General features: G+C 71.4%; 11 protein-coding genes. 2 read left to right on the top strand and 9 right to left on the bottom strand.

All coding sequences use genetic code 11. The features are described 5' to 3' along the window. Window positions 1–13: 13 nt before the first annotated feature. A complete protein-coding gene (locus ACIBEJ_RS03660; RefSeq protein ID WP_397181019.1) occupies window positions 14–2,527 on the bottom strand; it encodes a M20/M25/M40 family metallo-hydrolase in 2,514 nt (837 codons plus the stop codon). A 115-nt stretch (window positions 2,528–2,642) separates the two neighbouring features. Here ACIBEJ_RS03660 and ACIBEJ_RS03655 point away from each other — a divergent pair, with 115 nt between their 5' ends. Then, window positions 2,643–3,203, top strand: a complete 561-nt coding sequence (locus ACIBEJ_RS03655) for an ArsR/SmtB family transcription factor (RefSeq protein WP_397181018.1) — start codon at window positions 2,643–2,645, stop codon at window positions 3,201–3,203. 155 nt (window positions 3,204–3,358) lie between these two features. Then, window positions 3,359–4,615: a Cmx/CmrA family chloramphenicol efflux MFS transporter gene (locus ACIBEJ_RS03650; protein WP_397181017.1), complete on the top strand. Its 1,257-nt coding sequence runs from the start codon at window positions 3,359–3,361 to the stop codon at window positions 4,613–4,615. On the opposite strand, the gene ACIBEJ_RS03645 is transcribed toward ACIBEJ_RS03650, so the two are convergent. The 8 genes from ACIBEJ_RS03645 to ACIBEJ_RS03610 form a co-directional block, all read right to left on the bottom strand. Beyond that, complete coding sequence (locus ACIBEJ_RS03645) at window positions 4,602–6,719, bottom strand: CBM35 domain-containing protein (RefSeq protein WP_397181016.1); 2,118 nt, start codon at window positions 6,717–6,719, stop codon at window positions 4,602–4,604. The two genes, ACIBEJ_RS03650 and ACIBEJ_RS03645, sit on opposite strands and share 14 nt — an antisense overlap. 11 nt (window positions 6,720–6,730) lie before the next feature. Continuing rightward, window positions 6,731–9,262, bottom strand: coding sequence for a carbohydrate-binding protein (locus tag ACIBEJ_RS03640; RefSeq protein WP_397181015.1), 2,532 nt, complete (start codon window positions 9,260–9,262; stop codon window positions 6,731–6,733). A gap of 10 nt (window positions 9,263–9,272) precedes the next feature. Continuing rightward, complete coding sequence (locus ACIBEJ_RS03635) at window positions 9,273–11,603, bottom strand: glycosyl hydrolase family 28 protein (protein WP_397181014.1); 2,331 nt, start codon at window positions 11,601–11,603, stop codon at window positions 9,273–9,275. After that, window positions 11,600–13,489 (bottom strand): glycosyl hydrolase family 28 protein, encoded by a 1,890-nt coding sequence (locus ACIBEJ_RS03630; RefSeq protein ID WP_397181013.1) that lies wholly within the window; start codon window positions 13,487–13,489, stop codon window positions 11,600–11,602. The genes ACIBEJ_RS03635 and ACIBEJ_RS03630 overlap by 4 nt, the downstream gene beginning before the upstream one ends. Continuing rightward, on the bottom strand, window positions 13,486–14,685 hold the full coding sequence (locus tag ACIBEJ_RS03625) for a carbohydrate-binding protein (protein ID WP_397181012.1): 1,200 nt from the start codon (window positions 14,683–14,685) through the stop codon (window positions 13,486–13,488). Before ACIBEJ_RS03625 ends, ACIBEJ_RS03630 begins: the two co-directional genes overlap by 4 nt. Window positions 14,686–14,691: 6 nt before the next feature. Beyond that, on the bottom strand, window positions 14,692–17,775 hold the full coding sequence (locus ACIBEJ_RS03620; RefSeq protein ID WP_397181011.1) for a glycosyl hydrolase family 95 catalytic domain-containing protein: 3,084 nt from the start codon (window positions 17,773–17,775) through the stop codon (window positions 14,692–14,694). Continuing rightward, complete coding sequence (locus tag ACIBEJ_RS03615; protein WP_397181010.1) at window positions 17,772–19,595, bottom strand: glycosyl hydrolase family 28 protein; 1,824 nt, start codon at window positions 19,593–19,595, stop codon at window positions 17,772–17,774. The genes ACIBEJ_RS03620 and ACIBEJ_RS03615 overlap by 4 nt, the downstream gene beginning before the upstream one ends. Before the next feature lie 72 nt (window positions 19,596–19,667). After that, a complete protein-coding gene (locus ACIBEJ_RS03610; RefSeq protein ID WP_397181009.1) occupies window positions 19,668–22,145 on the bottom strand; it encodes a PQQ-dependent sugar dehydrogenase in 2,478 nt (825 codons plus the stop codon). Window positions 22,146–22,353: the final 208 nt, after the last annotated feature.

Below are 22,353 nucleotides of genomic sequence, written 5' to 3'. Positions count from 1 at the left end.
TCACTGGCAACCGTCAGGGGGCCTGGATGCTTCCCACGACGGTGACCGAGTCGGTGGGCAGGCCGCCGGTCGAGGAGCTGAGGTCCACGCCGGCGGGCCTCGGCCGGTAGCCGGCCAGGCCGTCGAGGCCGATGGTGAGGTCACTGGCCACGAGCCGGGGCGCGCCCCTGGTGCGCAGCTCGAACTCCACGCCGCCCGCGGGCGGGGCGAAGAACTGCGCCTCGAACGGCCACGCCGCCCCCGGCCGCGGCGGGCTCTCCTGTTCGGGGAACGGCACGCCCGGCCGCCCCGCCACCTGGATGACTCCTTCGGTGGCGGGCCGGTCGGCGTGCAGGGTGATCTGGTACGCCGCGCGCAGCGAGCGGACGCGGACCCGGGTGACGGTGACGGCGCCCTCCTGGCGGCGGCTCAGCACGCGTACCTCGGGGGCGGGCAGCTTGGCGGGCTCGGCCGGGCCGGCGTGGGCGGGGCGCATGCCGTACGGCAGGGGCACCTTCCACTCGCCGGGCGGCCGGGGGGTGAGGGCGGCGGCCCAGGAGTGCGGGCGGTCGTCTGCGGTGATCCAGTTCGCCTGGCCGGTGGCGGTGTCGAGGACGTAGGCCAGGTGGGCGGCCTGCGGGTGGCGTTCGTCGAAGCGGTCGTGGATCAGGCCGCCGCCGAGGAGCACGAGCGCCAGCGCGGCGGTGGTCAGCGGGCCCGCGGCCACACGTAGCCGCCCCCGCGGGCCACGTGTCTCCGGGGTGGCTGCGGTCTGCGGTGTGGCTGCGGCCAGCAGCGGCAGCGCGCAGAAGGCGGCCAGGACCAGCAGGACCATCGCCACCGAGGCCAGCGCGAGCCCGAAGGCGGCGAACGTGCGCGCCCCGGTGGTCAGCAACACGACGCCCACGGCCGCGCCCACCACCCGCACGACCAGAACGGCGCGCGACCGCCCCGCCCCCAAAGCCGAGATGGTGGCTGAGCGTCCCGGCCCCCGAGCGGCGTCTGAGCGGACCGGTCCTGGGGCGGGCTCTGAGCGGGCCGGTCCCGAGTCGGCGTCCGCGTGGGCGGGCTGGTGGGGTGAGGTCATCAGGAGGGTGGCGATCGTGGCCAGGGCGCCGGCCAGTGCGGGGATGGCGCCGTAGTACGACATGCCGGGCATCACCCCGGCCAGGGCGGCTCCCACGAGCGCCGGCCACGCCAGCGCGCCCACGATGAGCGCCGTCGCGCCGAGCCACCGCCGCAGCAACGCGAACCAGCCCCACACCAGGGCCACGGCGATCGCGATCAGCGCCAGCCGGTACAGGTCAGGCCGGTACGGCTCGCCGAACACCATCCCCGCATACCCCGGCTGGATCGCGGCCAGCAGCGGCCACACGTTCTCGCCCACAAGGTAGGCCAGGGCCATGGGCACCGCTCCGGCCAGCGTCGCCAGGCCCATCCTGGGCAGGGTGGCGGCCCGCCGTACCCGGGACAGGGTGGCGAGCCCGAGCACGGCCAGCACCCCCAGGACCGCCAGCGGCACGACGAGTTCGCCCGGGTAGGCGAAGACGACGCCGAAGGCGGAGAAGAAGGGCGCCTCGGCGGGCACGCGGAGAGCGGGCAGGTCGGCGGCCAGCACGGCGCGGGTCAGGGCCAGGGCGTTGTCGCCGTGCATCTGCAGGACGGCCGGGTCGAAGTTCTCGACCGTGTCGCGCGGGTGGTGGTAGTAGGCGCGCCCACCGGCGGTCCCGAGGTCGAGGCCGACGAAGCCGTGTTCCTCCAGCGTGGTGAGGTCGGAGTGGAAGCCGGACTGCCGGTAGACGCCGATGAGGGCCGACTCCCCCACCGGGTGCGGCGTGGCGGCGAAGGCGCGCACGAGGCCGGTGCCGCCGGGGGTGACGTTGTAGACGGCGGAGGGCGCGCCGTTGCCGGGACCCTCCAGGTTGACCACCACGCCGCCGTCCTTGGCGAGCGGGTGGTGGGCGGCGAAGGACTCGGCGCCGATCAGGCCGGGTTCCTCGCCGTCGCTGAGCAGGATGACCAGGTCGTTGCGCGGCTGCCCGCCGGCGGACTTCAGCGCGCGGACGATCTCCAGGATCGCGGCGACGGAGGCTTTGTCGTCGCTGGTGCCGGGGGTCGTGGTGGTGGAGTCGTAGTGGGCGGCGAGCACGACCCGGCCGGTGGGGTCGCGGCCGGGGATGGTCGCCACGACGTTCTCGGCCAGTCCCGAGGTGATCTCCGAGCCGAACGTGCGGGCTCCCACCCCGGTCTGCACCTCGGGTTTCAGGCCGAGCGCGGTGAGCTGGGCGAGCAGGTAGTCGCGGACGCGGTCGCCGCCGGGCGAGCCGATCGGGGTGGGCGGGCCGGTGGCGATCTTCTCCAGGTGCGGCCAGGCGCGGGCGGCGCTGAACTCCCCCGCCGGAGCGCCGGGCCCGGCGGGCGCGGGCGGGCGTTCGAACAGCCAGGCCGCGCCGGCCACGGCCACGACGGCTACCAGGGCGACCACTCCGGCGAGCGTGCGCCGGGGTGCGCGGACCGGCGCGACGCCGGTTCTCTCAAGCGTGTGCATAGTTACACAATGACTTGTGCACAATGAATTGTGCAAGCCTGATTGTGCACAGCGCGAAGCGAAAACGCAGATGAGGACGGGAGATCATGCACAGAGATCCGGTAGGTTGACGTCCATGGCCGATCACGAGGTACGCACCCTGACCGACCTCGAAGCGCTGCGCACGCTCGCCCACCCGCGCCGCCAGCGCATCCTGGACCACCTCAGCGCCCATGGCCCGGCCACCTCCGCCGACCTCGCCCGCGACCTCGACCTCAACACCGGCGCCACCAGCTACCACCTGCGCGAACTGGCCAAGCACGGCTTCGTCGAGGAGGTGCCGGAGAAGGCGCGCGGGCGCGAGCGCTGGTGGCGCCACGTCGCCGCCGACCTGCGCTTCCCGCTGCGCAGCGAGCAGGACGAGCAGACCCGCGCGGTCATGGACGAGATGAACGCGCGCGCCTACAGTGAGGACATCGCCGCGTTCCGCCGCGCTCTGGCCTCGTCGGAGCCGGGCGGCTGGGGTGACGCCTTCCCCTACTCCCGCGGCACCATCACGGTCACGTTGACGCAGCTCGCGGAGTTCTTCGAGGAGTACGTGGCGCTCGTCATGCGCTACAGCGACAGTGCCGGGCACTCCCCCGGCGCCCGCCGCGTCCACACCCGTTTTCTTGCGTTCCCGGACGTCACCGACTAAGGTCCCGTGACTATGTCCAGCCCCGAGTCTGACAGACGCTGACCACCGGCGCTCCGGTGGTCGGCCTCCGCATGCCCGCACGGCATGCCGCTGTGGCGTGACCGGGACCGCCGTTCAGGTCCTTCGTCCGTCTCTCACTCGGGAGTCTCACTGCCATGCCTGTGGCGGTCTTCATCCTCGGCCTTGCCGTGTTCGCCCAGGGCACGTCGGAGTTCATGCTCTCCGGCCTGCTGCCCGACATCTCCGCCGACCTCGGCGTGTCCCTGTCCCAGGCCGGTCTGCTGACCTCGGCCTTCGCCATCGGCATGGTGGTCGGCGCACCCGTCCTGGCCGCCGCCACCCTGCACTGGCCGCGGCGGCGCTCGCTGGTGCTGTTCCTGGCCGTCTTCGCCGCCGCCCACGTGGTGTCGGCCCTCACCCCCGACTACGCGGTGCTGCTCGCCGCCCGCGTCGTCTCCGCGCTGGCCAACGCCGGGTTCTGGGCCGTGGCGGCCGCCGCCGCGGTCGCCATGGTGCCGGTCCAGGCCAGGGCGCGGGCGCTGGCCATCGTCGTGGGCGGCGTGACCGTCGCCTGCGTCGCGGGCGTGCCCGCCGGTGCGCTGCTCGGGCAGCTCTGGGGGTGGCGCTCGGCCTTCTGGGCGGTGGCCGTCCTGTCGGCCCTGTCCGCGGTGGCCATCCTGCGCGCCCTGCCCTCCGGTACGGCCGGCCGTACGCCCGCCTCGCGCGAGACGAACGCGCCGGACCCCAGCGAGGAGAACGCGGCGCTCTCGCGTGCGGAGAACGCCGGCAGTGGGGCGCGGACCGGTGTGCGCGCCGAGCTGCGGGCGCTCGCCGACCGGCGGGTGGCGGTCACCTACCTGCTCAACGCGCTGATCCAGGGCGCCACCTTCTGCGCCTTCACCTTCCTCGCGCCGCTGGTCACCGAGGTGGCCGGGTTCGGCGAGGGGTGGGTGCCCGCGATGCTCGTGCTGTTCGGGGCGGGCTCGTTCCTGGGCATCACGCTCGGCGGGCGGCTCGGCGACGCGCACCCCATGCGCGTGCTCGGCTACGGCATGAGCGGCCTCACCGCCGGCTGGGCGGTGCTCGCGCTGGCCGGCGGCAACCAGGTGGTGCTGATCGTGCTGGTCTTCGTGCAGGGGATGCTGGCCTTCGGGCTGGCCCCGGCGCTGACCTCGCGCGCCTACCAGCTCGCCGCCGGCGCGCCCACGCTGGCGGGCGCGTTCGCCACGGCCGCGTTCAACGTGGGCGCCGCCGCCGGTCCCGGCCTCGGGGGGCTGGCCCTCGACGCCGGGTTCGGCTTCCGCGCCCCGGTGTGGGTGGCCGCGGTCCTGATGGTGCTCGCGCTGGTCGTGCTGGCGTGGGCGGTCCTGCTGGAACGGCGGGCCGCCCACGCACCGGTCAGCCGAGTGTGATCCGGTCCAGGTTCGGCCCGCCGTTGGCGGTGGTGGACAGCAGGCGGACGGTGTTGGCCCCCGCCTGAAGGTCGGCCGTCACCGTCGTCTCCACCCAGGTGGTCCACGCGCCGGTCGGGTCGAAGGGCTTCTCGTCGGCGGCGACGACGCCGTTGACGAGGACGTCCATCGGCCTGCCGGCGGTGGTCCCGTTGGCGAAGCGGATCGTGAGCGTCGCCGGCCCCGCGGCCGCGGCGTTCACGGTGAAGTCCACGTAGGAGCCGGCGAGGTTGTCGAGGTTGACGAAGCCGGTCCCGGTGAAGCCGGCGTGGTTGGACTCGACCGCGCCCTGCGAGATGACGGCGTTCTCCGCCTGGTACTCCGTGGTCGGCGCCGCCGGGGCGGGCACGTCCAGGTAGTCGAGGTTCGGGCCGCCGTTGGCGGTGGTGGCGACCAGCTTGATCGTGTTGGCTCCGGCGTTGAGTTCGGCGGTGATGGGCGCGTTGACCCAGGTGGACCAGGCGCCGGTGCCGGGGAAGTCGCGGGTGACGGGGGCGCCGCCGTTCACCGAGACGCTCATCGGGCGGTTGACGGCGGTGCCGTTGGCGAAGCGCAGGGTCAGCGTCGCGGTGCCGGCGCGGGCGGCCGTGGCGGTGAACTCGATGCCGCTGCCGGTGACGTTGTCGAAGTTGACGAAGCCGGTGCCGGAGTAGCCGGCGTGGTTGGACTCCACCAGGCCCTGCGTGATCACGGCCTGCTCGGCCTCCAGCCGGGCGACGGTGCCCGAGGTGGGCCTGGCCCTGATCAGGCGGGTCTCGCCGGGCCGCAGGGTGGCGCTGTAGGAGGAGGCGACGGTGCCCTCCGCGGCGCCGGACCACAGGTTCGTCACCTCGGCGGCGCCGGAGAAGCCGACCTGCGACCAGTTCACGCTGACCGTGGAGTTGCCCGACGTTCCGGTGTTGAACAGGGCCACGATGTAGTCGCCGTTCGACTCCCGTTTACGCCAGACCTGGTTGACGCCGCTGTTCACAATGCGGTCGGCGGCGACGCCGTCCTGGTTGACCGCGATGAGCCGCTCGTTGGTGAGCATGGCCAGGTCGGTCGGGGTGAGCGCGGTCAGGTCGCTGCCGAGCAGCAGCGGCGAGGCGGCCATCGCCCACAGCGTCAGGTGGGAGCGCCGCTGGTCGGCGTTGATGCCCATCTGGTCGCCGTTGCCGATCTGCAGCGAGTCCAGGTCGTTCCAGCCGCCGGGCGCGGCGTACGGCTGCCACGCGGCGGCGGAGGCGAAGCGGCTGGTGATCTTGGCCCAGGTGGTGAGCGGGTAGCCGGAGCCGTTCGGGCCGGGGCCGCAGTAGCACTCGACGTCACCCTGCGTACGCCAGCTGTTGGCGAGCCGCTTCCAGGTGGTGGCCTGGGCGATGGGCAGGTTGTTGGACAGCGCGAAGTTGATCGGCCTGCCGGTCTGCCGCAGCGCCCTGTCCCACCCCTCGACGTCGGCGATCGTCGTGGCGTCCACGCCGTCGATCTTGAGGTAGTCCACGCCCCAGGAGGCCATCTGGTTGGCCCAGGAGTTGACGAACGCCTGCGCGCCCGGATGCGACCACTTCAGCCGGTACATGTTCTTGCAGTTGTAGTTCTTGTGCATGCTCGCCGCGGTGTCGGCGATGTCGGCGGCGCGGTAGCTCGTACCCTCGACGGGGGTGTTGCGCGTGACGGCGTTCTTGGCGATGCCCGGCGTGACGTAGAAGCCGAACTTCAGCCCCTTGGAGTGCACGTAGTCGGCCAGCGCCTTGATCCCGGAGGGGAACTTGGCGGCGTCGACCTGCCAGCGGCCGAAGCCGTCGACCATGAAGCCGTTGGCGTCGCACTTCTGGTAGAAGTCGTCCAGGTTGATGTAGACGTAGCCCTTGGCGGGCAGGCCGCTGCTGACCATGGCGTCGGTCTGGGCCTTCATCTTGGCCTCGTCCGGCCAGCGGCGCACGAAGCTCCAGCTGCTCCAGCCCATCGCGGGCCGGATCGACAGCCCGTTGTCGGAGGCGCTCGCGGCCGGCGAGGAGGAGATCGCCGGCCCGGTGGCGGCCAGCAGCACGGCCGCGGCGGCCGCGCGCAGTCTTCTCAGGTTCAACGCGTACTCCTTCAGCCGAGGCTGATCCGGTCGAGGTTCGGGCCGCCGCCCGCGGTGGTGGCGGTGGCCCTGATCGTGTTGGCGCCCGCGGCGAGCTGGACGGTGAGCGTGCGCGTGGTCCAGGTGGTCCAGGCGCCGGTCGGGTCGAAGGCGAGCCCGCCCGCGGCGAGCGTGCCGTTGACCGCGATGTCCATCGGGCGGCCCGCCGTGGTGCCGTTGGCGTAGCGCAGCGTGAGCGTGGCCGGTCCCGCGTTCGCGGCGTCCACCGCGAACTCCACGTACGAGCCGGCGAGGTTGTCGTAGTTGACGAAGCCGGTGCCGGTGAAGCCCGCGTGGTTGGACTCCACCGCGCCCTGCGAGATCGTCGCGTCCTCCGCCTGGTGGTCGGTCGGCGTGGGACCGCTCGCCGCCTCCACGTCGACGTAGTCCAGGTTCGGCCCGCCGCCCGCGGTCGTGGCGGTGGCCCTGATCGTGTTGGACCCGGCGTTCAGCGGCACGGTGAGCGTCCTGGTCCGCCAGTTCGTCCAGGCGCCGGTCGGGTCGAAGGCGAACTCGTCGGCGGCCTGCGCGCCGTTGACCGTGATGTCCATGGGCCTGCCCGCGGTGGTGCCGTTGGCGAAGCCGAAGGTCAGCGTGGCGTTGCCCGCCCGCGCGGCCTCGACCGTCCACTCCACGTACGGCCCCGCCACGTTGTCGCCGTTGACGAAGCCGGTGCCGGAGAACCCGGCGTGGTTGTTCTCCACCGCGCCCTGCGAGATCGTCGCGTCCTCCGCCTCGTGACGGTTGTCCGGAGGCTCCCCGCCGCCGCCCGGATAGGCGCCGCCGACCCACGCCTCGTCCACGCGCAGCCGGGCGATGCCGTGGCTGCCGGTCTTCTCCAGGCGCACGTGCCGGGCGGTCGTGGCCGGGATGTCGATGATCTGGACGCCGCGGTGGTTGGGCAGGTTGCCGGTCTTGACCGGGCTGCCCCAGGTGGCGCCGTCGTCGCTGACGTAGACGCGGTAGCCGTTGACGCGCGCGGAGTTGGCCGCCGGGTACGTCGTGGAGTCCTCGCGCTGGTTGATCCCGATGTAGCGGACGGGCTTGCGCGAGCCCAGGTCGAAGCGGAGCGAGACGGTGCCCGCCGAGGTGGCGTCCCAGTACGTCAGGTAGTCGCCGTCGCCCGCGTGGGCGGCCGGGTGGCCGCTCGCCGAGGCGGAGGCCGACAGGGTGACGCCGGTGTGGATGCCTTCCCGGCCCGTGGAGACGACCTTGAAGACCGTGTTGTACGGGTCCCAGGCGGAGACGCCGCTCAGCGTGAGCGTCCCGTTGGCCTGCGTGAACGTCACCGGGGCGCCGGTGCGCAGGTTCACCACCGAGCCGATCGCGTAGCCGTTGTCACGCAGCGACAGCGTGCTGCCCGACGGCCGGTTGATCACGTGGATGTAGTGCAGGTTCGGGTCGGTCCTGCTGATCGTGGTCACGCCGTGCGCGCCGTTGTTCCAGAAGCCCGGGTCGAGCCCGCCGTACATGTAGCCGCCGCCCTCGGTGCCGTTCAACGACTCCCAGATGTCGGCGAGGTAGGTGGCGGCGAAGTTGTTGAAGCTCTCCTGGGCCGGCGGCATGCGCCCGGCCTTCATCGGCGTCTCGGCCATGAGCGCCTTGACCGAGGAGCCGGCGTTGGTGATCAGGCGGCCGAGCGTCAGCTTGTGGTCGACGGCCTGGTCGGAGCCGCCGTACCACCACGGGCCGCTGGTCGGCAGCTTGAAGTCGGCCTCGATCAGGCGCGGCGCCGCCGTGTAGACCGCCTGCGGGTAGTCGTAGCTCGGCGTCATACCGGTCTTCTGCTCGTTGCTGATCATGTCCATGATCGGCGTGTCTTCGTTGTTGTTCGACAGCGTCATGTCGGGCCGCTCGCGCCTGATGCGCTCGTAGAGGCCGTTACGTTCCCAGTAGGCGTTGTCGTTGTCGATCCAGAACCCGGCCAGCTTCGGGTAGCGGGCCATCTGCTCGACGAACAGGTCGTAGCTGAACTCGCCGAACCCGTCGCGCGTGTGCAGGTCCACACTGCGGCCCTTGTAGCTGGAGTAGGCCGCGGAGTTCAGCCACGACTGGCCGGAGCCGAGCCCCTCGTTCCACCACTGCGGGTCGTCGGTCATGTAGTGGATGACCTTCAGTCCCTGGGCGTCGGCGGCCTCGATGAGCTCGCCGAGCAGGTCTCTGCCGGTACGGCAGGAGCCCGGCACGGCACTCGGGTACGGCCGGGCGTACCCGAGCCGCGAGTGGAAGGTCGCCAGCACGATGTACTGCGTGTGCAGCTTCCTGGCCTCCTGGACCCAGTAGCCCGGGTTCCAGCCGCCGCCGGTGACGGCCGACTCCCAGGCGCCGCAGCTCGTGTGCTGGGGCGAGGTGCGCATGCCCCAGTGCAGGAACAGGCCGCCCACCGAGGAGCGCAGGAACGCCTGGCGCGGGTGTTGCAGCTCGGCCCGCGCCGGCAGGGCGACCAGCGTGCCGAGGATGAGCGTGAGCACGGCCAGCAAGGCCACGCGTGGGGCTCGGGACATTCGCGCTCCTCTACGGTCCGGTCACGGCGAGGTGGTCGAGGTTGGGCCCGCCGTTGGCGGTGGTGGAGGTGGCCCTGACGGTGTTCGGGCCGGCGTTGAGCTGCGCGGTCAGCGTCGCGCTCGCCCAGGTGGTCCAGGCTCCGGTGCCGGGGAAGTCCACGGTGACGGGAGCGGCGCCGTTGACCGAGACGGCCATCGGACGGTTGGCGGTGGTGCCGTTGGCGTGCCGGAAGGCCAGCGTCGCCGGGCCCGCCTGGGCGGCGGTGACGGTCCACTCCACGTAGGGGCCGGCGGCGTTGTCGCCGTTGACGAAGCCGGTGCCGGTGAACCCGGCGTGGTTGGACTCCACCACGCCCTGCGAGATCGTGGCCTCCTCCGCCTCGTAGCGGGCGCCGGTCGGCGGCGGCCCGTCGGAGGGGACGAACGACGGGTCGCTGGAGATCGCCACCCGGTCCAGGCGCGCGCCGTCCTCGCGGTAGGCGAAGGTGACGGTGTGGTTGCCCGCGCTCAGGTCGTAGGTGACCGGGAGCTGGGCCCAGTGCCAGGCGGCGCCGATCGGGACGGTGTTCCAGTTCGTCCACGCGCCGCCGTCCGCGCGCACCCAGAAGGAGTCGTCGCCGTTCGTGGGGGCGATGACGCGGGCCCACACCTTGAAGGACCCGGCATCGGGTACGGCGAAGCCGAGCGTGGCGTGCCCGTTCGCCGGGGCGGCCGACTGGCTGTTGTTGCCCGGCGCGACGGTGACGTAGGAGCCGCCGGAGGCCGCCGGGTCCTGCTGGATCTGCATGGGGGCGGTGACCGTGGCCGCCTCGGCCTCGCCGTACAGGCTGACGGGGTTGCCGGGGACGGGGGTGGAGTTGGTCGCGCGCACCCGCAGCGCGCCGCCCGCGGTGTTGGCGCCGGTGACGGCGTAGCCGTTGATGCCGCTGACGCCGACGTCGTAGGCGCTGCCGGAGCCGCGCTGGGCGATCACGTCCAGGCGGATGCCGGAGCCGTCGTCGACGATGAAGGCTGGGCGGTTGTCGTTCTCGTCCACGCGCATCTCGCCCTTGACCGTCAGTCCCTGGACGTGCCTGGCCCAGATGCCGAACGCGGGGCGGGTGCCGTAGTCGCGGGGTGGGTAGCTGGTCAGGAACTCGCCGGGCACGCGGGTGGCGTCGGAGGCGGGGTGGCCGCCGGGGACGGTCAGCTTGACGCCGTCGAGCGTGATGCCGGGGCCGATGTCGACGGCGGGCGTGCCGGTGATGGTACTGGTCAGCTCTGGGCCGCCGGTGGTGCCCGAGGGCTCGGGGGCGGTGAGCTCGTGTCCGGTCACGTTGGTCAGGTGGATGTTCCTGATCCGGCCGGCGGGTGGCGAGCCCGGGCAGCGCCTGCGCTCGCCGATCTTCATGAAGATCGGGGTCGTGGTCTTGGTGAGCGAGATGTTGGTGTAGTGGACGTCCTCGATGACCGAGCCGTCCATGGAGACCATGCCGATGCCCGCCTTGCCCGCGCCGAGCACGGTGATGTCGTCGAAGCGGATGTCGCGGAAGTCGCCGCACGTCTCCGAGCCGAACTGCATCGCGTTGTTCTCGTGGGAGTAGATCGTGGTGTCGCGTACGCGCACGTTCTGGCTGGTGTAGGTGTGGCCGAGGGCGAAGTCGCTCTTCAGCGCCACCGCGTCGTCGCTGGCCTCGATCCGGCTGTTCTGCAGGACGACGTTCCAGCTGTTGATCAGGTTGATGCCGTCGCGCACGCCGTTCTCGGCGTAGACGGTCTTGAGGTTGTCGATGAGGACGTCGTGGCAGCCGTTGAGCAGCGCCATGAAGTGGCCGCCGCGGCGGATGGTGATGCCGGTGAGGCTGACGTTCGCGCACTCGGTCAGGGCGATGGCCTTGTTGCCCGCGCCGGAGGGCGGGGAGTTGCTGGTGGACAGGTTGCCGTCGCCGTCGATGGAGCCGGCGCCGACGAAGTGCACGTTGCTGACGCCCCTGCCGACGAACAGCGAGTTGTTGAAGTGGCTGTGGCCGAAGTCCTGGTAGTCGTCGAAGGCGTTGGGCTCGGGGGCGTCCATGCCGCTGCTCGCCGCGCGGACGGTGGCGCCGGAGTCGAGGCGGATGGTGACGTTGCTCTTCAGGTGGATGGTGCGGGCGCGGTAGTTGCCCGAGGGGAAGACGACGATGCCGCCGGGGGCGCCGCTGGCGGCGTTGATGGCGCGGTCGATGGCGTCGTCGTCGTTGGTGCTGCCGTTGCCGGTCGCGCCGTAGTCCCGCACGTTGAACTCGGCGGCGGCGGCTGCCGGGGTGGCCGTCAGGGGGAGGGCCAGGAGGGCGAGGGCCAGCGGCCAGGTGGCGCGTCTCATTGCTGCACCTCGATGTAGTCCAGGTTGGGGTTGCCGTTGGCGGTGTTCGCCGTGATCCGGACCGTGTTGCTCCCGGCGTTCAGCGTGATCGGCAGCGTCGCCGTGGCCCACGTCGTCCAGGCGCCGGTGCCGTTGAACGACTGGTTCGCCACCACCGCGGACCCGTTCACCGCGATCGCCGCGGCCCGGTTCGCCGTCGTGCCGTTCGCATAACGCACCCGCAACGTGGCCGCCCCCGCCGCGCCGTTCACCGTCCACTCGGTGTAGCTCCCGGCCACGTTGTCACCGTTGACGAACCCCGTCCCCGAATGACCCGCGTGGTTCGACTCCACCACACCCTGCGAGATCGTCGCGTTCTCCGCCTCGTAGCGGGTGCCGGTGGGCGGGGTGGTGGTGGAGATGTCGCGCCCGTTGTGGAAGACGTTGATCAACTGGAGATTGTCCACGTAGTTCGCGATATTTCCGGAATTGGTCATGCCGGTGAACGTGCTGTTGGAGATGGTCACGTTCTGGATGTGCCGGGCGGAGCGGCCGTCGATGTTGAAGGCCGACCGGCCGCCCGTCACGGTCATCGCGTCCACCGTGAAGTTGCGGACGGTGGGCGGGATGCTGCCCGACGTCTCGTAGTTCATGGTGATGTAGAGGGCGTCGCGTTCGAGGTTGCGGCCGGTGAAGCGGCGCAGGTGGACGTCCTCGACGTAGCCGCCCCTGTTGAAGCTGGTCTTCACGTACAGCGCGTACTTGACCGGGTAGCGGCCCGGGAAGTCGGCCGCGTTGCACTGGCAGTCCTCGGCGAAGACCTTGCGCACCCCGCCCGACATCTCACTGCCGACCGTGATGCCGCCCCAGCGGCCGGAGAACCTGCAGTTCTGCACCACGATGTTCTGCGAGGGCCGGTTGACCCTGCGGCCGTCGCGGTCGCGGCCCGACTTGACCGGGATGCAGTCGTCGTTGGTGTTGAAGCGGCAGCCGTGGATGTGGACGTCGGTGCAGGAGTCGGGGTTGCAGCCGTCGCCCTGGGAGTTGGTGCTGTAGAAGGTGACGTTCCTGACCGTGACGTTCGTGCAGTAGACCGGGTGCAGCGTCCACATGGCGGGGTTGCGCAGGTTGAGGTTCTCCACCAGGACGTTCGTGCAGTTGTAGAGGCCGATCATGTTCGGGCGCAGCTTCGTGCCGGAGCCGAACACCCGCTGCTCCACCGGATGGTCGTCGGCGCCCCAGTCACGCAGCCGGTCGCGGTCGGCGCCGCCGCCGCCCCAGGAGGACCAGTCCCCCGCCGGGGCGTTGCCGTCGATGGTGCCGGTGCCGGTCAGTGCGATGTTCGTCTTGCCGTTGGCGTAGATGAAGGGCGAGTAGTTGTAGCACTCGATGCCCTCCCACCGGGTGAAGACGGGCGGCAGGTAGGAGCCGGGGTCGGTGCGGAACCGGATCGTGCCCTGGACGTGCAGGTTCACCTCGGACAGCAGGTGGATCTTGCCGGTGCGGAACGTGCCCGCCGGCACCAGGACCCGGCCGCCGCCCGCGGCGTTGCAGGCGGCGATGGCGTTGCGGAAGGCGGCGGTGCAGTCGGTGCTGTTGTCGCCGACGGCCCCGTAGTCGGTGATGGAGAAGGTCCGGTCGGGGAAGGCCGGCGGCACGATCCTGGCCAGGATCGCGGGCACCTCGTCCCAGGGCGAGGCGGCGGCCGTACCCTCGGCGACCGCGGCCCCGCCCCTCGCTCCGGCGCCCGCGCGCGCCGCCGCCGCGCGCTCGTTCAGGACCGCCGGAAGCCCGAGCACCAGCGCCCCGCCGCCGAGGGCCGCGGCACGCAGCGCCTGCCGCCGCGACAACGCGGCGGCGCGCAGGGCGCCGCCGGGTAACCGGCCGTTGCCGGGGTCGTCTGTCATTGGGTCACCTCGATGTAGTCCAGGTTGGGGTTGCCGTTGGCGGTGTTCGCCGTGATCCGGACCGTGTTGCTCCCGGCGTTCAGCGTGATCGGCAGCGTCGTGGTGGCCCAGGTGGTCCAGGCGCCGGTGCCGTTGAACGACTGGTTCGCCACCACCGCGGACCCGTTCACCGCGATCGCCGCGGCCCGGTTCGCGGTCGTGCCGTTCGCATAGCGCACCCGCAACGTGGCCGCGCCCGCCGCGCCGTTCACCGTCCACTCGGTGTAGCTCCCGGCCACGTTGTCACCGTTGACAAACCCCGTCCCCGAATGACCCGCGTGGTTCGACTCCACCACACCCTGCGAGACCACCGCGTTCTCCGCCTCGTAGCGTGTGGTGTTTCCGCCGCCGCCCGGCACCGCCTTGTACGACCTGAGGTTCGTCAGCAGCAGATGGCAGTTCTGCAACGAGCCGGAGGTGTCGCCCAGCGAACGGTAGATGCCCCACTTGGGCCGCACCCGGTCGCCGAGGAAGGTGTCCACGCCGGTCCTGGTGGCGTCCACGACGGTCGTGCCGCCGCTGCTCACCACCCAGCGCACCCCTCCGGCCGAGCCGTCGCCGATCCTGATCTCGTAGTCGATGTCGATCCATCTGTCGTGCAGCGGAGTCAGGTCCGTCCTGCCGACGAGGATGTTCGGCTCGAACACCTTGTGCTCGATGGTCTGGCGGCCGTCCACCCGGCGCAGCGAGGTGACCGTGATGGGCGCGGTGCCGCTGCCCGGCATCTTGGTCTGGAAGATGTGGGTGAAGCTCGTGGTGGCCTTGAGCGTGCTCGGGATGAACATCGAGTACGTGACCCGCCACAGCTCCCCCGACTTCCACTGCAGGTAGCCGTTGGGGGTGCGGTTGCCGGTGACCTCGTGGCGCTGGCGGTCGGTGCTGGTGTCGCGGTCGACCGTGTGCATGTTGAAGCGGAAGTTGTCGCCTTCGGGGAAGATGTGCGGCGCGGCGGAGGTGTGGGAGTCGGCCCGGTCGTCCTCGATCGACTCCCACGCCCGCATGCCGTCGCCGCGCGCCGTGGGCGACCACATCTGCTGCCAGGTCTGGCCGGGCGGCAGGAGGGTCGGGGCGGCGGCGAGGGCGGGCCGGGCGGTGAGCAGCGGAGCCGTGGCGGCGGCGCCGAAGAGGACTCCGAGCTGGCGGCGTGACAGTTCCATGGTTCCCTATCCGATAGTGATCTTGTCGAGGTTCGGGCCGCCGTTGGCGGTCGTGGAGACGAGGGTGATCGTGGTGCCGAGCCGGGCCTGGAGGGAGAGCGTCTGCCACGTCGTCCACGCCCCGGTCGGCGGAAAGGTGAGCGCTCCGGCCCGCGCCCCGTCGACGAGGACGTCCATGGGGCGCGCGACGGTGGTGCCGTTGGCGAACCTGACGGTGACCGTCCGCGTCCCGCCGCCGGTGACGGTGAACTCGACGGCCGAGCCGGCGACGTTGTCCAGGTTGACGAAGCCGGTGCCGGTGAAGCCCGCGTGGTTGGACTCCACGACGCCCTGGGTGATCAGCGCGTCCTCGGCCTGGTAGTCGGTGCCCGTGGCGGCCACGTCGAGGTAGTCGAGGTTGGGCCCGCCGTTGGCGGTGGCCGAGGTGAGCCGGACCTTCGTGCCGAGCGTGGCCGGGAGCGACGCCGTCCGCCAGGTCGTCCAGGCGCCGGTGGGCGGGAAGTCCAGCGACCCGGCCGCGACGCCGTCCACGGTGACGGTCATCGGCCTGGCGCTCGTGGTGCCGTTGGCGAAGCCGATGGTGAGCGTGCTCGCGCCCGTCGCGGGGAGGGTGAACTCCACGTACGAGCCCGTGACGTTGTCCAGGTTCACGAAGCCGGAGCCGGAGAACCCGGCGTGGTTGGACTCCACGACGCCCTGCGAGATCGTCGCGTTCTCGGCCTCGTGGCGGCCCGGCGGCGACGGCGTGCCCGGCAGGCCCCAGCGCGCGCCCGGCCGGGCGATCGGGGCCCGGTCGACGACCAGCGGCGGACGCGCCCCGGTGTGCACGAGCACCTCGCGGTCCTTGGCCAGCGCGATCTGCACGATCCCGCCGCCCAGGTCGGTGACCTGGGCCGGGGTGCCGTCGTCCAGGGTCGCGACGGGCGGGCCGGGCAGGCCGTGGCGCAGCTTGAGCGGCTCACCGGCCAGGCTGCGTACCCGGACGAAGCGGGTCGTCCCCGCCTGCCGTACCGCCGAGACCAGGAAGGCGCCCTGGGTGCGGAAGTCGTGCAGGGTCACGTCGGGCCACGCGGACGGCACGGCGGGGAAGACCCGGATCACGCCGCCCCAGCTCTGGCAGAGCAGGTCGTGGATGCTCTGCGCGGCCGACAGCGGGGTCTCGATGACCGGGCCCGCCTCGGTGTAGTGGGTGTTGGCCCGGCAGGGGTAGGACGTGGCGGGGTCGAAGAAGCGCATCAGGTAGGCGAGCGCGGTGTCGCCGCGGCCCATGCCCGCGTACATGGAGGCCGCGCCGGTGTAGCTGTAGCCGCGGTGCGCGCCGGTGACCGCGTGCCAGCGCGCGATCGAGCGCTCGATGAGGGTACGGCTCGCCGCCTCGTCCCAGGTGACCAGGTACAGCGGGTAGATCATCATCAGGTGCGAGTAGTGCCGGTGCGACTGGTTGTAGGGCGTGCTCGCGCCGATCATGTACCCGTTGCCGTCCACCGGGTACGGCGTCAGGCTGGCCAGCGTGCTGCGCCACCGGGGTTCGAGCGGATCGTCCACGCCGAGCCTGGCCGCCGCCTCGATGAGCGTCTGGCAGCCCCACCGGATGAGCGCCAGGTCGTAGTTGGTGTCCTTGGGCGGCACCACCGGGTACTCGGGCGACAGCGTGCTGGGCAGGTGCAGCCTTCCGTCGCCCTCGGTGCGCAGGAAGTGCAGGTAGTAGTTGATCGCCCGCCTCAGCAGCGGGAACAGGATGTCCCGCAGCATCGTGTCGTCCATGGTGTGCCGGTAGGACAGCCACACGTTGTGCAGCGCCCAGGTCAGGTCGCCGACCTCGGCGCCGCTGCCGGGCGTCCCGACGCTCCTGGTGACGAACATGTCCGAGCTGCGCCCCACCCCGCTGGAGTCGGCGCGGTAGGCGCTCGGCACGTTCTCGACCAGCCGCTGCCGGTTCCGGTCGAGGGTGGTGGTGACCGAGTCGAGTTCGAGGTGGTTGGAGCCGTGGATCAGCCAGTACTCCAGTTGCACGTTGAGGTTCCACCACACCCCCGGCCACGGCGTCGGCTCCAGCCACGGCCCGGTGGTCGCCATGACCGGCCCGCCGGCCCGCGTCGCGCTCGCCGTCTTGTAGAGCTGGATCCAGTAGAAGGACTGCAGCCGCTCGTCGGGGAGGCTGAGGAAGCTCTTGGGATAGAAGGCGTGCCACCATTCCCGATGCGCGCCCCTCAGACTCTCGTACGGCCCCGCGTTCTGGACCTTGCCCAGGGACGCGGCTTCGGCGGCGGTGTTCGACGGGAAGCTGTGGGCGACGCTGAGCAGCAGTTGCCCACCGCGCTGCCGGTAGGCGGTGGCCGTCTGCCCGCCGCCCGCCAGGGCCTGCAGCACCTGCCTGACCTCGCCCGTGCTCTTGGTGGTCCAGGCCGGGTTGCGCACGTACCCGGAGGGCGGGGCCTCCGACGCCTCGCGCGGGCTGTTGGCCGCCTCCGGATGGAACGTCCACCGGACCTGCTCGCCCCCGCTGGCGGCGGCGTCGGCCACGAAGAGCTCGTCGTGGATGAAGGCGGTGAACGTGATGCGCCCCGCTGAGGTGGTGATCGAACCGGTGAGCTCGGCGTCCCACAGGCTCAGCCGCCAGTCGACGCCGGTGATGGTGCCGACCGGGTCGAGCGTGAGATGGCCGACGGGCAGGCGGCAGGTGCCGAACCCGCTGCCGAACTGCGGGCGGTGGTCCTGGGCCCGGCCGTGCTGGGTGGTGAAGCGGACCTTGTTGGCGCCGGGTTCCTTGTAGACCATGCTGCCGAGCTGGCCGTCGCCGAGGAAGGGTCCCTCGTGCCAGATCGTGGGCAGGCGGGCCCAGAGCAGGTCCTGGCCTGTCAGGAACTCCCGCCACTGCTCCGGCGTCGCGATCCGCCTGTCCAGTTCCCATGGTGCGCCCGCGGCCTCGCCGGACGACGCCTCCGCCGCGCCCGCACCGGCCGACGTCGCGCCAGTCGCCGTCACGCCGGTCGTCGTCGCGCCGGGAAAGGCGGCGACCGCCACGGACCCGAAGGCCCCGCCGAGCACCACCCGCCGCGACACCCCCGGCTCCGGCCCGCCGGGCCTCACCCGGTCACCTCCAGGTGGTCGAGGTTGGGGCCGCCGTTCGCGGTGGTGGCGGTGGCCCTGACCGTGTTGGCGCCCGAGTTGAGCTGGGCCGAGACCGTGGCGCTCTGCCAGGTGGTCCAGGCGCCGGTGCCGTTGAACGCCTTGCCCGCCGCGATCACCGCGCCGTTGACCGCGATGTCCATCGGACGGTTCGTGGCGGTGCCGTTGGCGAAGCGGAAGGCCAGCGTGGCCGTCCCCGCGGCGGCGGCGGTGATCGTGAACTCGACGTAGGAGCCGGCCACGTTCTCGTAGTTGACGAAGCCGGTGCCGGAGTGCCCGGCGTGGTTGGACTCCACCACACCCCTGAAGATGGTGGCGTTCTCGGCCTCGTATCGGGTGCCGGCGGGCGGCGTGCCGTACAGGGTGCCGTTGATCCTGACGTTGTGCAGCCGGACGTCGTCGGCGTTGCTGATCTGCGGCGCGGGCGTGTCGATCGCGGTGAAGGTGCAGTTGGAGACGGTCACGTTCCTGATGTGGCTGGCGGAGGAGCCGGAGAGCTTGATCGCGAACGGGGAGTCGCCGATGTCGAGGTGCTCGACGGTGATGTTCTGGATGACCGGGTGCGCGATGGGGCCGTGGCCCGGACCGGTCAGGCTGTAGTTCATGTCGATGTAGAAGCCGCCGCGGTCGCACGGGCCGCCGGTCAGGCCGCGTACGTGCACGCCGTCGACCACGCCGCCGCGCCGGTTGTTGGTCTTGAGGTAGACCGCGTAGAACGACTTGTAGCTGGAGCCGGGGAAGATCTGGTTGTTCTCGGCGAAGATGTTGCGCACGCCGCCGGACATCTCGCTGCCGACGGTGATCGCGCCCCAGCGGCCGTAGTACTTGTTGCCGCGGATGACGATGTTCTCCGACGGCACGCCGACGCGGCGGCCGTCGATGTCGCGGCCCGACTTGATCACGGTGCCGTCGTCGCCGGTGTCGAAGGAGCAGTTCTCGATGAGGACGTCGGCGCAGCTCTCCGGGTCCACGCCGTCGACCATGGCGCCCCGGCTGTAGATCTTGACGCGCCGGACGGTGACGTTGCGGGACAGGACCGGGTGCACGGCCCACATCGCCGGGTTCCTGATGTCGAGGTCCTCGATGAGGATGTTGGCGCAGCCGTACAACTGGATCATGTTGGGCTTGAGGAAGTGGCCGTCGCCGAACTGGCGCTGCTCGACGGGGACACCGTCCACCGCCATGGCCTGCAGGCGCTGCCAGTCAGGGTCGCGCTGGCCGTCGAAGCCGAACCACGGCCCGGCGGCGGCGTTGCCGTCGATCGTGCCGGTGCCGGTCAGCGCGATGTTGGTCTGGCCGCGGGCGTAGATGAAGGGCGAGTAGTTGAAGCACTCGATGCCCTGCCAGCGCGTGAACACGGTCGGCAGGTAGGACGCGGCGTCGGAGCGGAAGCGGATCGTGCCGCCCGCTTCCACGTGCAGGCGCACGTTGGACAGCAGGTGGATCTTGCCGGTGCGGAAGCGTCCTGTGCCGGGGACGAGCACCGTGCCGCCGCCCGCGGCGTTGCAGGCGGCGATGGCCTGGCGGAAGGCGGGCGTGCAGTCGGTGGTGTTGTCCGGCCTGGCGCCGTAGTCGGTGATGGGGAAGGTCCGGTCGGGGAAGGCCGGCGGCACGATCCTGGCCAGGATCCCGGGGACCTGGTCCCAGGGGGAGGCGGCGCCGGTCAGGCCGGAGGCTGCGCTCGCCGTACCGGAGACCGCGCTCGCCGTGCTGGGCAGCAGGACCGCGCCGCCGCCCGCGAGGCCCGCGGCCTTGAGGAGGTCGCGTCGGGAGGGTGTCATCGAGGCTCCGCTCGGGGGGTGACGCGCCCGGCGGCCGCGCGCGCGGCCGCCGGGTGCATGCTGGGCGGTGGGTTACTGGATGTTGGAGCGGCGGATCACGTCCGGGTTGCCGTTGCCGTTGTTGTCGGAGTTGGTCGAGCCGAACCAGATCGCGCTGGCGCCCGGCACCTTCTCCACCGCGCGCAGGCGGCCGTAGGTGCCGTTGAAGTAGCTGTTGACCGTGCCGACGTTCTCGCCGTCGAGGACGATCCGCCACAGGCGCTGGCCGCGCAGCGCGGCCATGAAGACCGTGTTGTTGACGATGGCGATGCCGGACGGCGACGCCTCGCCCACGCCCCAGGTCCGCTTGGGGTTGGTCATGCCGGAGACGGAGCAGGTGCCCTCGCACTGCGGCCAGCCGTAGTTTCTGCCCGACTGGATGAGGTTGAGCTCGTCACGCGAGGAGTTGCCCAGCTCGGAGGACCACAGGCGGCCGGCGGAGTCCCAGGCGAGTCCCTGCGGGTTGCGGTGGCCGTAGCTGTAGACGCGGCTGTTGAACGGGTTGCCGGGGGCGGCGGCGCCGGTCTTGGTGACGCGCAGGATCTTGCCGTTGAGCGAGCTGAGGTTCTGCGCGTGGCTGGTCTGCTGGGCGTCGCCGGTGGCGGCGTACAGGTAGCCGTCGGGGCCGAACTTCAGCCGGCCGCCGTTGTGGTAGCGGTTCTTGGCGATGCCCTGCAGCAGCGAGGTGTAGCCGGACAGGGCGGTGCCGTTGAAGTTCATCTTCGCGATGCGGTTGCCCTCGGAGGAGGTGTGGAAGAAGAACACCTCCTGGTCGGAGCTCCCGTTCCAGGTCTTCGACATCGCCACGCCCATCAGGCCGCCCTCGCCGCCGGTGGTCTGGCTGTTGGGTACGGTCCCCACCTGCGTCTTCGTGCCGGACGCGCTGACCCGGAACACCCGGAAGGTGTCGCGCTCGGTCACCAGGGCGAACGAGCCGTCGGGCGCCCAGGAGATGTCCCACGGGATGTCCCAGCTACCGGCGACCGTGGTCGGCGTCTGCGGGACGGTGCCGCAGCCGCCCGTGGTGAAGGAGTCGGAGGCCGCGCTCGGGGTGGAGAGCTGGTTGGCGGTGTCGCGCGCGACCACGTGCAACTGGTACGTCTTGTTGCACTCCAGCGGCACCTGGGCGGTGTTCGCCGGCGGCGTGCCGGTCACGGTGTGCAGCACGGTGTTGCTCGCGTCGCGGATCAGGTACGCGCGCACGCCGTTGTCGTCGGTGGAGGCGGTCCAGGTCAGCGTGGCCTGGGTCGGCTGGACGCCGGTGACGGCCGGCTTGCCCGGCTGGGTCGGCGGGTCGTCGGGCGGCGCGGGCTGGGTCCTGCAGGTGACCTCCGGGCTGCTGTCGGAGACGTTGCCCGAGGCGTCGCGGGCGAAGACGGAGATCGTGTAGGTGAAGTCCGACTGCAGGCCGGTCAGCGTGTGCGGGGGCGCCGCGGCGGTGCCGATCTGCGTGCCGAGCTGGAAGATGTCGTAGCCGGCCACGCCAATGTCGTCGGTGGAGGGCGCCCAGTCCAGCCGGAGGCTGTTGTGGGTGATCTGGGTGCAGGACGGCTGGCCCGGCGCGGTCGGCTTCTCGGTGTCGCCGGGTCCGGTGACGTCCAGCTTGTCGAGGTTGGGTCCGCCATTGGCGGTGCTCGACGTGGCCCGGATCGTGTTGTTGCCGGCGGTGAGCGCGGCGTTCAGGCTGGCGGTCTGCCAGGTGGTCCAGGCTCCCGTGGAGGGGAAGTTCAGGCTGACCGGGGCGCCGCCGTTGATCGAGACGTCCATGGGCCTGGCGGCGGTGGTGCCGTTGGCGAAGCGGAAGGACAGCCCCTGCGTGCCGGCGGTGGCCGCGCTCACGTTCCACTGGACGTAGCTGCCGACGAGGTTGTCGAGGTTGACGAAGCCGGAGCCGGTGTAGCCGGTGTGGTTGGACTCCACGACGCCCTGGGAGATCGTCGCGCTCTCGGCCTGGTACTCGGTGGTGGGCGCGGAGGACGCCTCGACGTCGGCGTAGTCCCAGTTGGGGTTGCCGCCGACCGCGGAGGCGGTGGCCCGGATCTTGTTCGCGCCCGCCTGGAGCGTCGCGGTCAGCGTGCTGGTGGCCCAGGTGGACCAGGCGCCGGTCGGCGCGAAGGCGCGGTCGTCGGCGACGAGGGTGCCGTTGACGCTGATGTCGCTGGGCCGGTTGGCGGTGGTGCCGTTGGCGTAGCGCAGGGCGATGGTGGCGGTGCCCGCGGCGGGCGCGTTCACGGTCCACTCGACGTACGGCCCGGCGACGTTCTCCCCGTTGACGAACCCGGTGCCGGAGAAGCCGGCGTGGTTCGACTCGACGGCGCCCTGGACGATCGTGGCGTTCTCCGCCTCGTAGCGGATCGGCGCGACCAGGCCGGCCTGGGCTGTCGTGACTGTCGTGGCTGTCTGGGCGGTCTGAGTGGTCTGGGCGGCCTGTGCGGACGCCGGGGTCAAGGCGGTCAGCATCCCGGCGGCGAGCAGGAGGGCGCAGGCTCCCCGGGATCTACGTAACTTCATGGTGCTCCTTGAGAACTGGCGGCGAAAGATTGGAGCTTTTCATCGTGTTCCCACAAAGAGTCACATCCGTCAACAGATTTCAGATCTTGGAACGCTCCATTCTTTAAGAAGCTTTCCTAACTCTCACGCGTCAAAGATCCGATGTTCTGAGGGGCCCTGGACGCAGCAACCGTTTGGTGATAGCTCTAGGGCAGATCTCTTCCGGCGA

It is taken from the genome of Nonomuraea sp. NPDC050790 (genome assembly GCF_044456745.1).
Lineage (GTDB): Bacteria > Actinomycetota > Actinomycetes > Streptosporangiales > Streptosporangiaceae > Nonomuraea.
Note: the sequence above shows the minus strand (reverse complement) of the source record. Positions and strands in the feature narration are given on the sequence as shown.

Excerpts from the sequence above, each read along its gene's own strand:
- ACIBEJ_RS03610 (WP_397181009.1), bottom strand. The coding sequence starts at position 22,145 with ATGAAGTTACGTAGATCCCGGGGAGCCTGCGCCCTCCTGCTCGCCGCC.
- ACIBEJ_RS03660 (WP_397181019.1), bottom strand. The coding sequence starts at position 2,527 with ATGCACACGCTTGAGAGAACCGGCGTCGCGCCGGTCCGCGCACCCCGG.
- ACIBEJ_RS03640 (WP_397181015.1), bottom strand. The coding sequence starts at position 9,262 with ATGTCCCGAGCCCCACGCGTGGCCTTGCTGGCCGTGCTCACGCTCATC.
- ACIBEJ_RS03655 (WP_397181018.1), top strand. The coding sequence starts at position 2,643 with ATGGCCGATCACGAGGTACGCACCCTGACCGACCTCGAAGCGCTGCGC.
- ACIBEJ_RS03625 (WP_397181012.1), bottom strand. The coding sequence starts at position 14,685 with ATGGAACTGTCACGCCGCCAGCTCGGAGTCCTCTTCGGCGCCGCCGCC.
- ACIBEJ_RS03650 (WP_397181017.1), top strand. The coding sequence starts at position 3,359 with ATGCCTGTGGCGGTCTTCATCCTCGGCCTTGCCGTGTTCGCCCAGGGC.
- ACIBEJ_RS03635 (WP_397181014.1), bottom strand. The coding sequence starts at position 11,603 with ATGAGACGCGCCACCTGGCCGCTGGCCCTCGCCCTCCTGGCCCTCCCC.
- ACIBEJ_RS03615 (WP_397181010.1), bottom strand. The coding sequence starts at position 19,595 with ATGACACCCTCCCGACGCGACCTCCTCAAGGCCGCGGGCCTCGCGGGC.
- ACIBEJ_RS03630 (WP_397181013.1), bottom strand. The coding sequence starts at position 13,489 with ATGACAGACGACCCCGGCAACGGCCGGTTACCCGGCGGCGCCCTGCGC.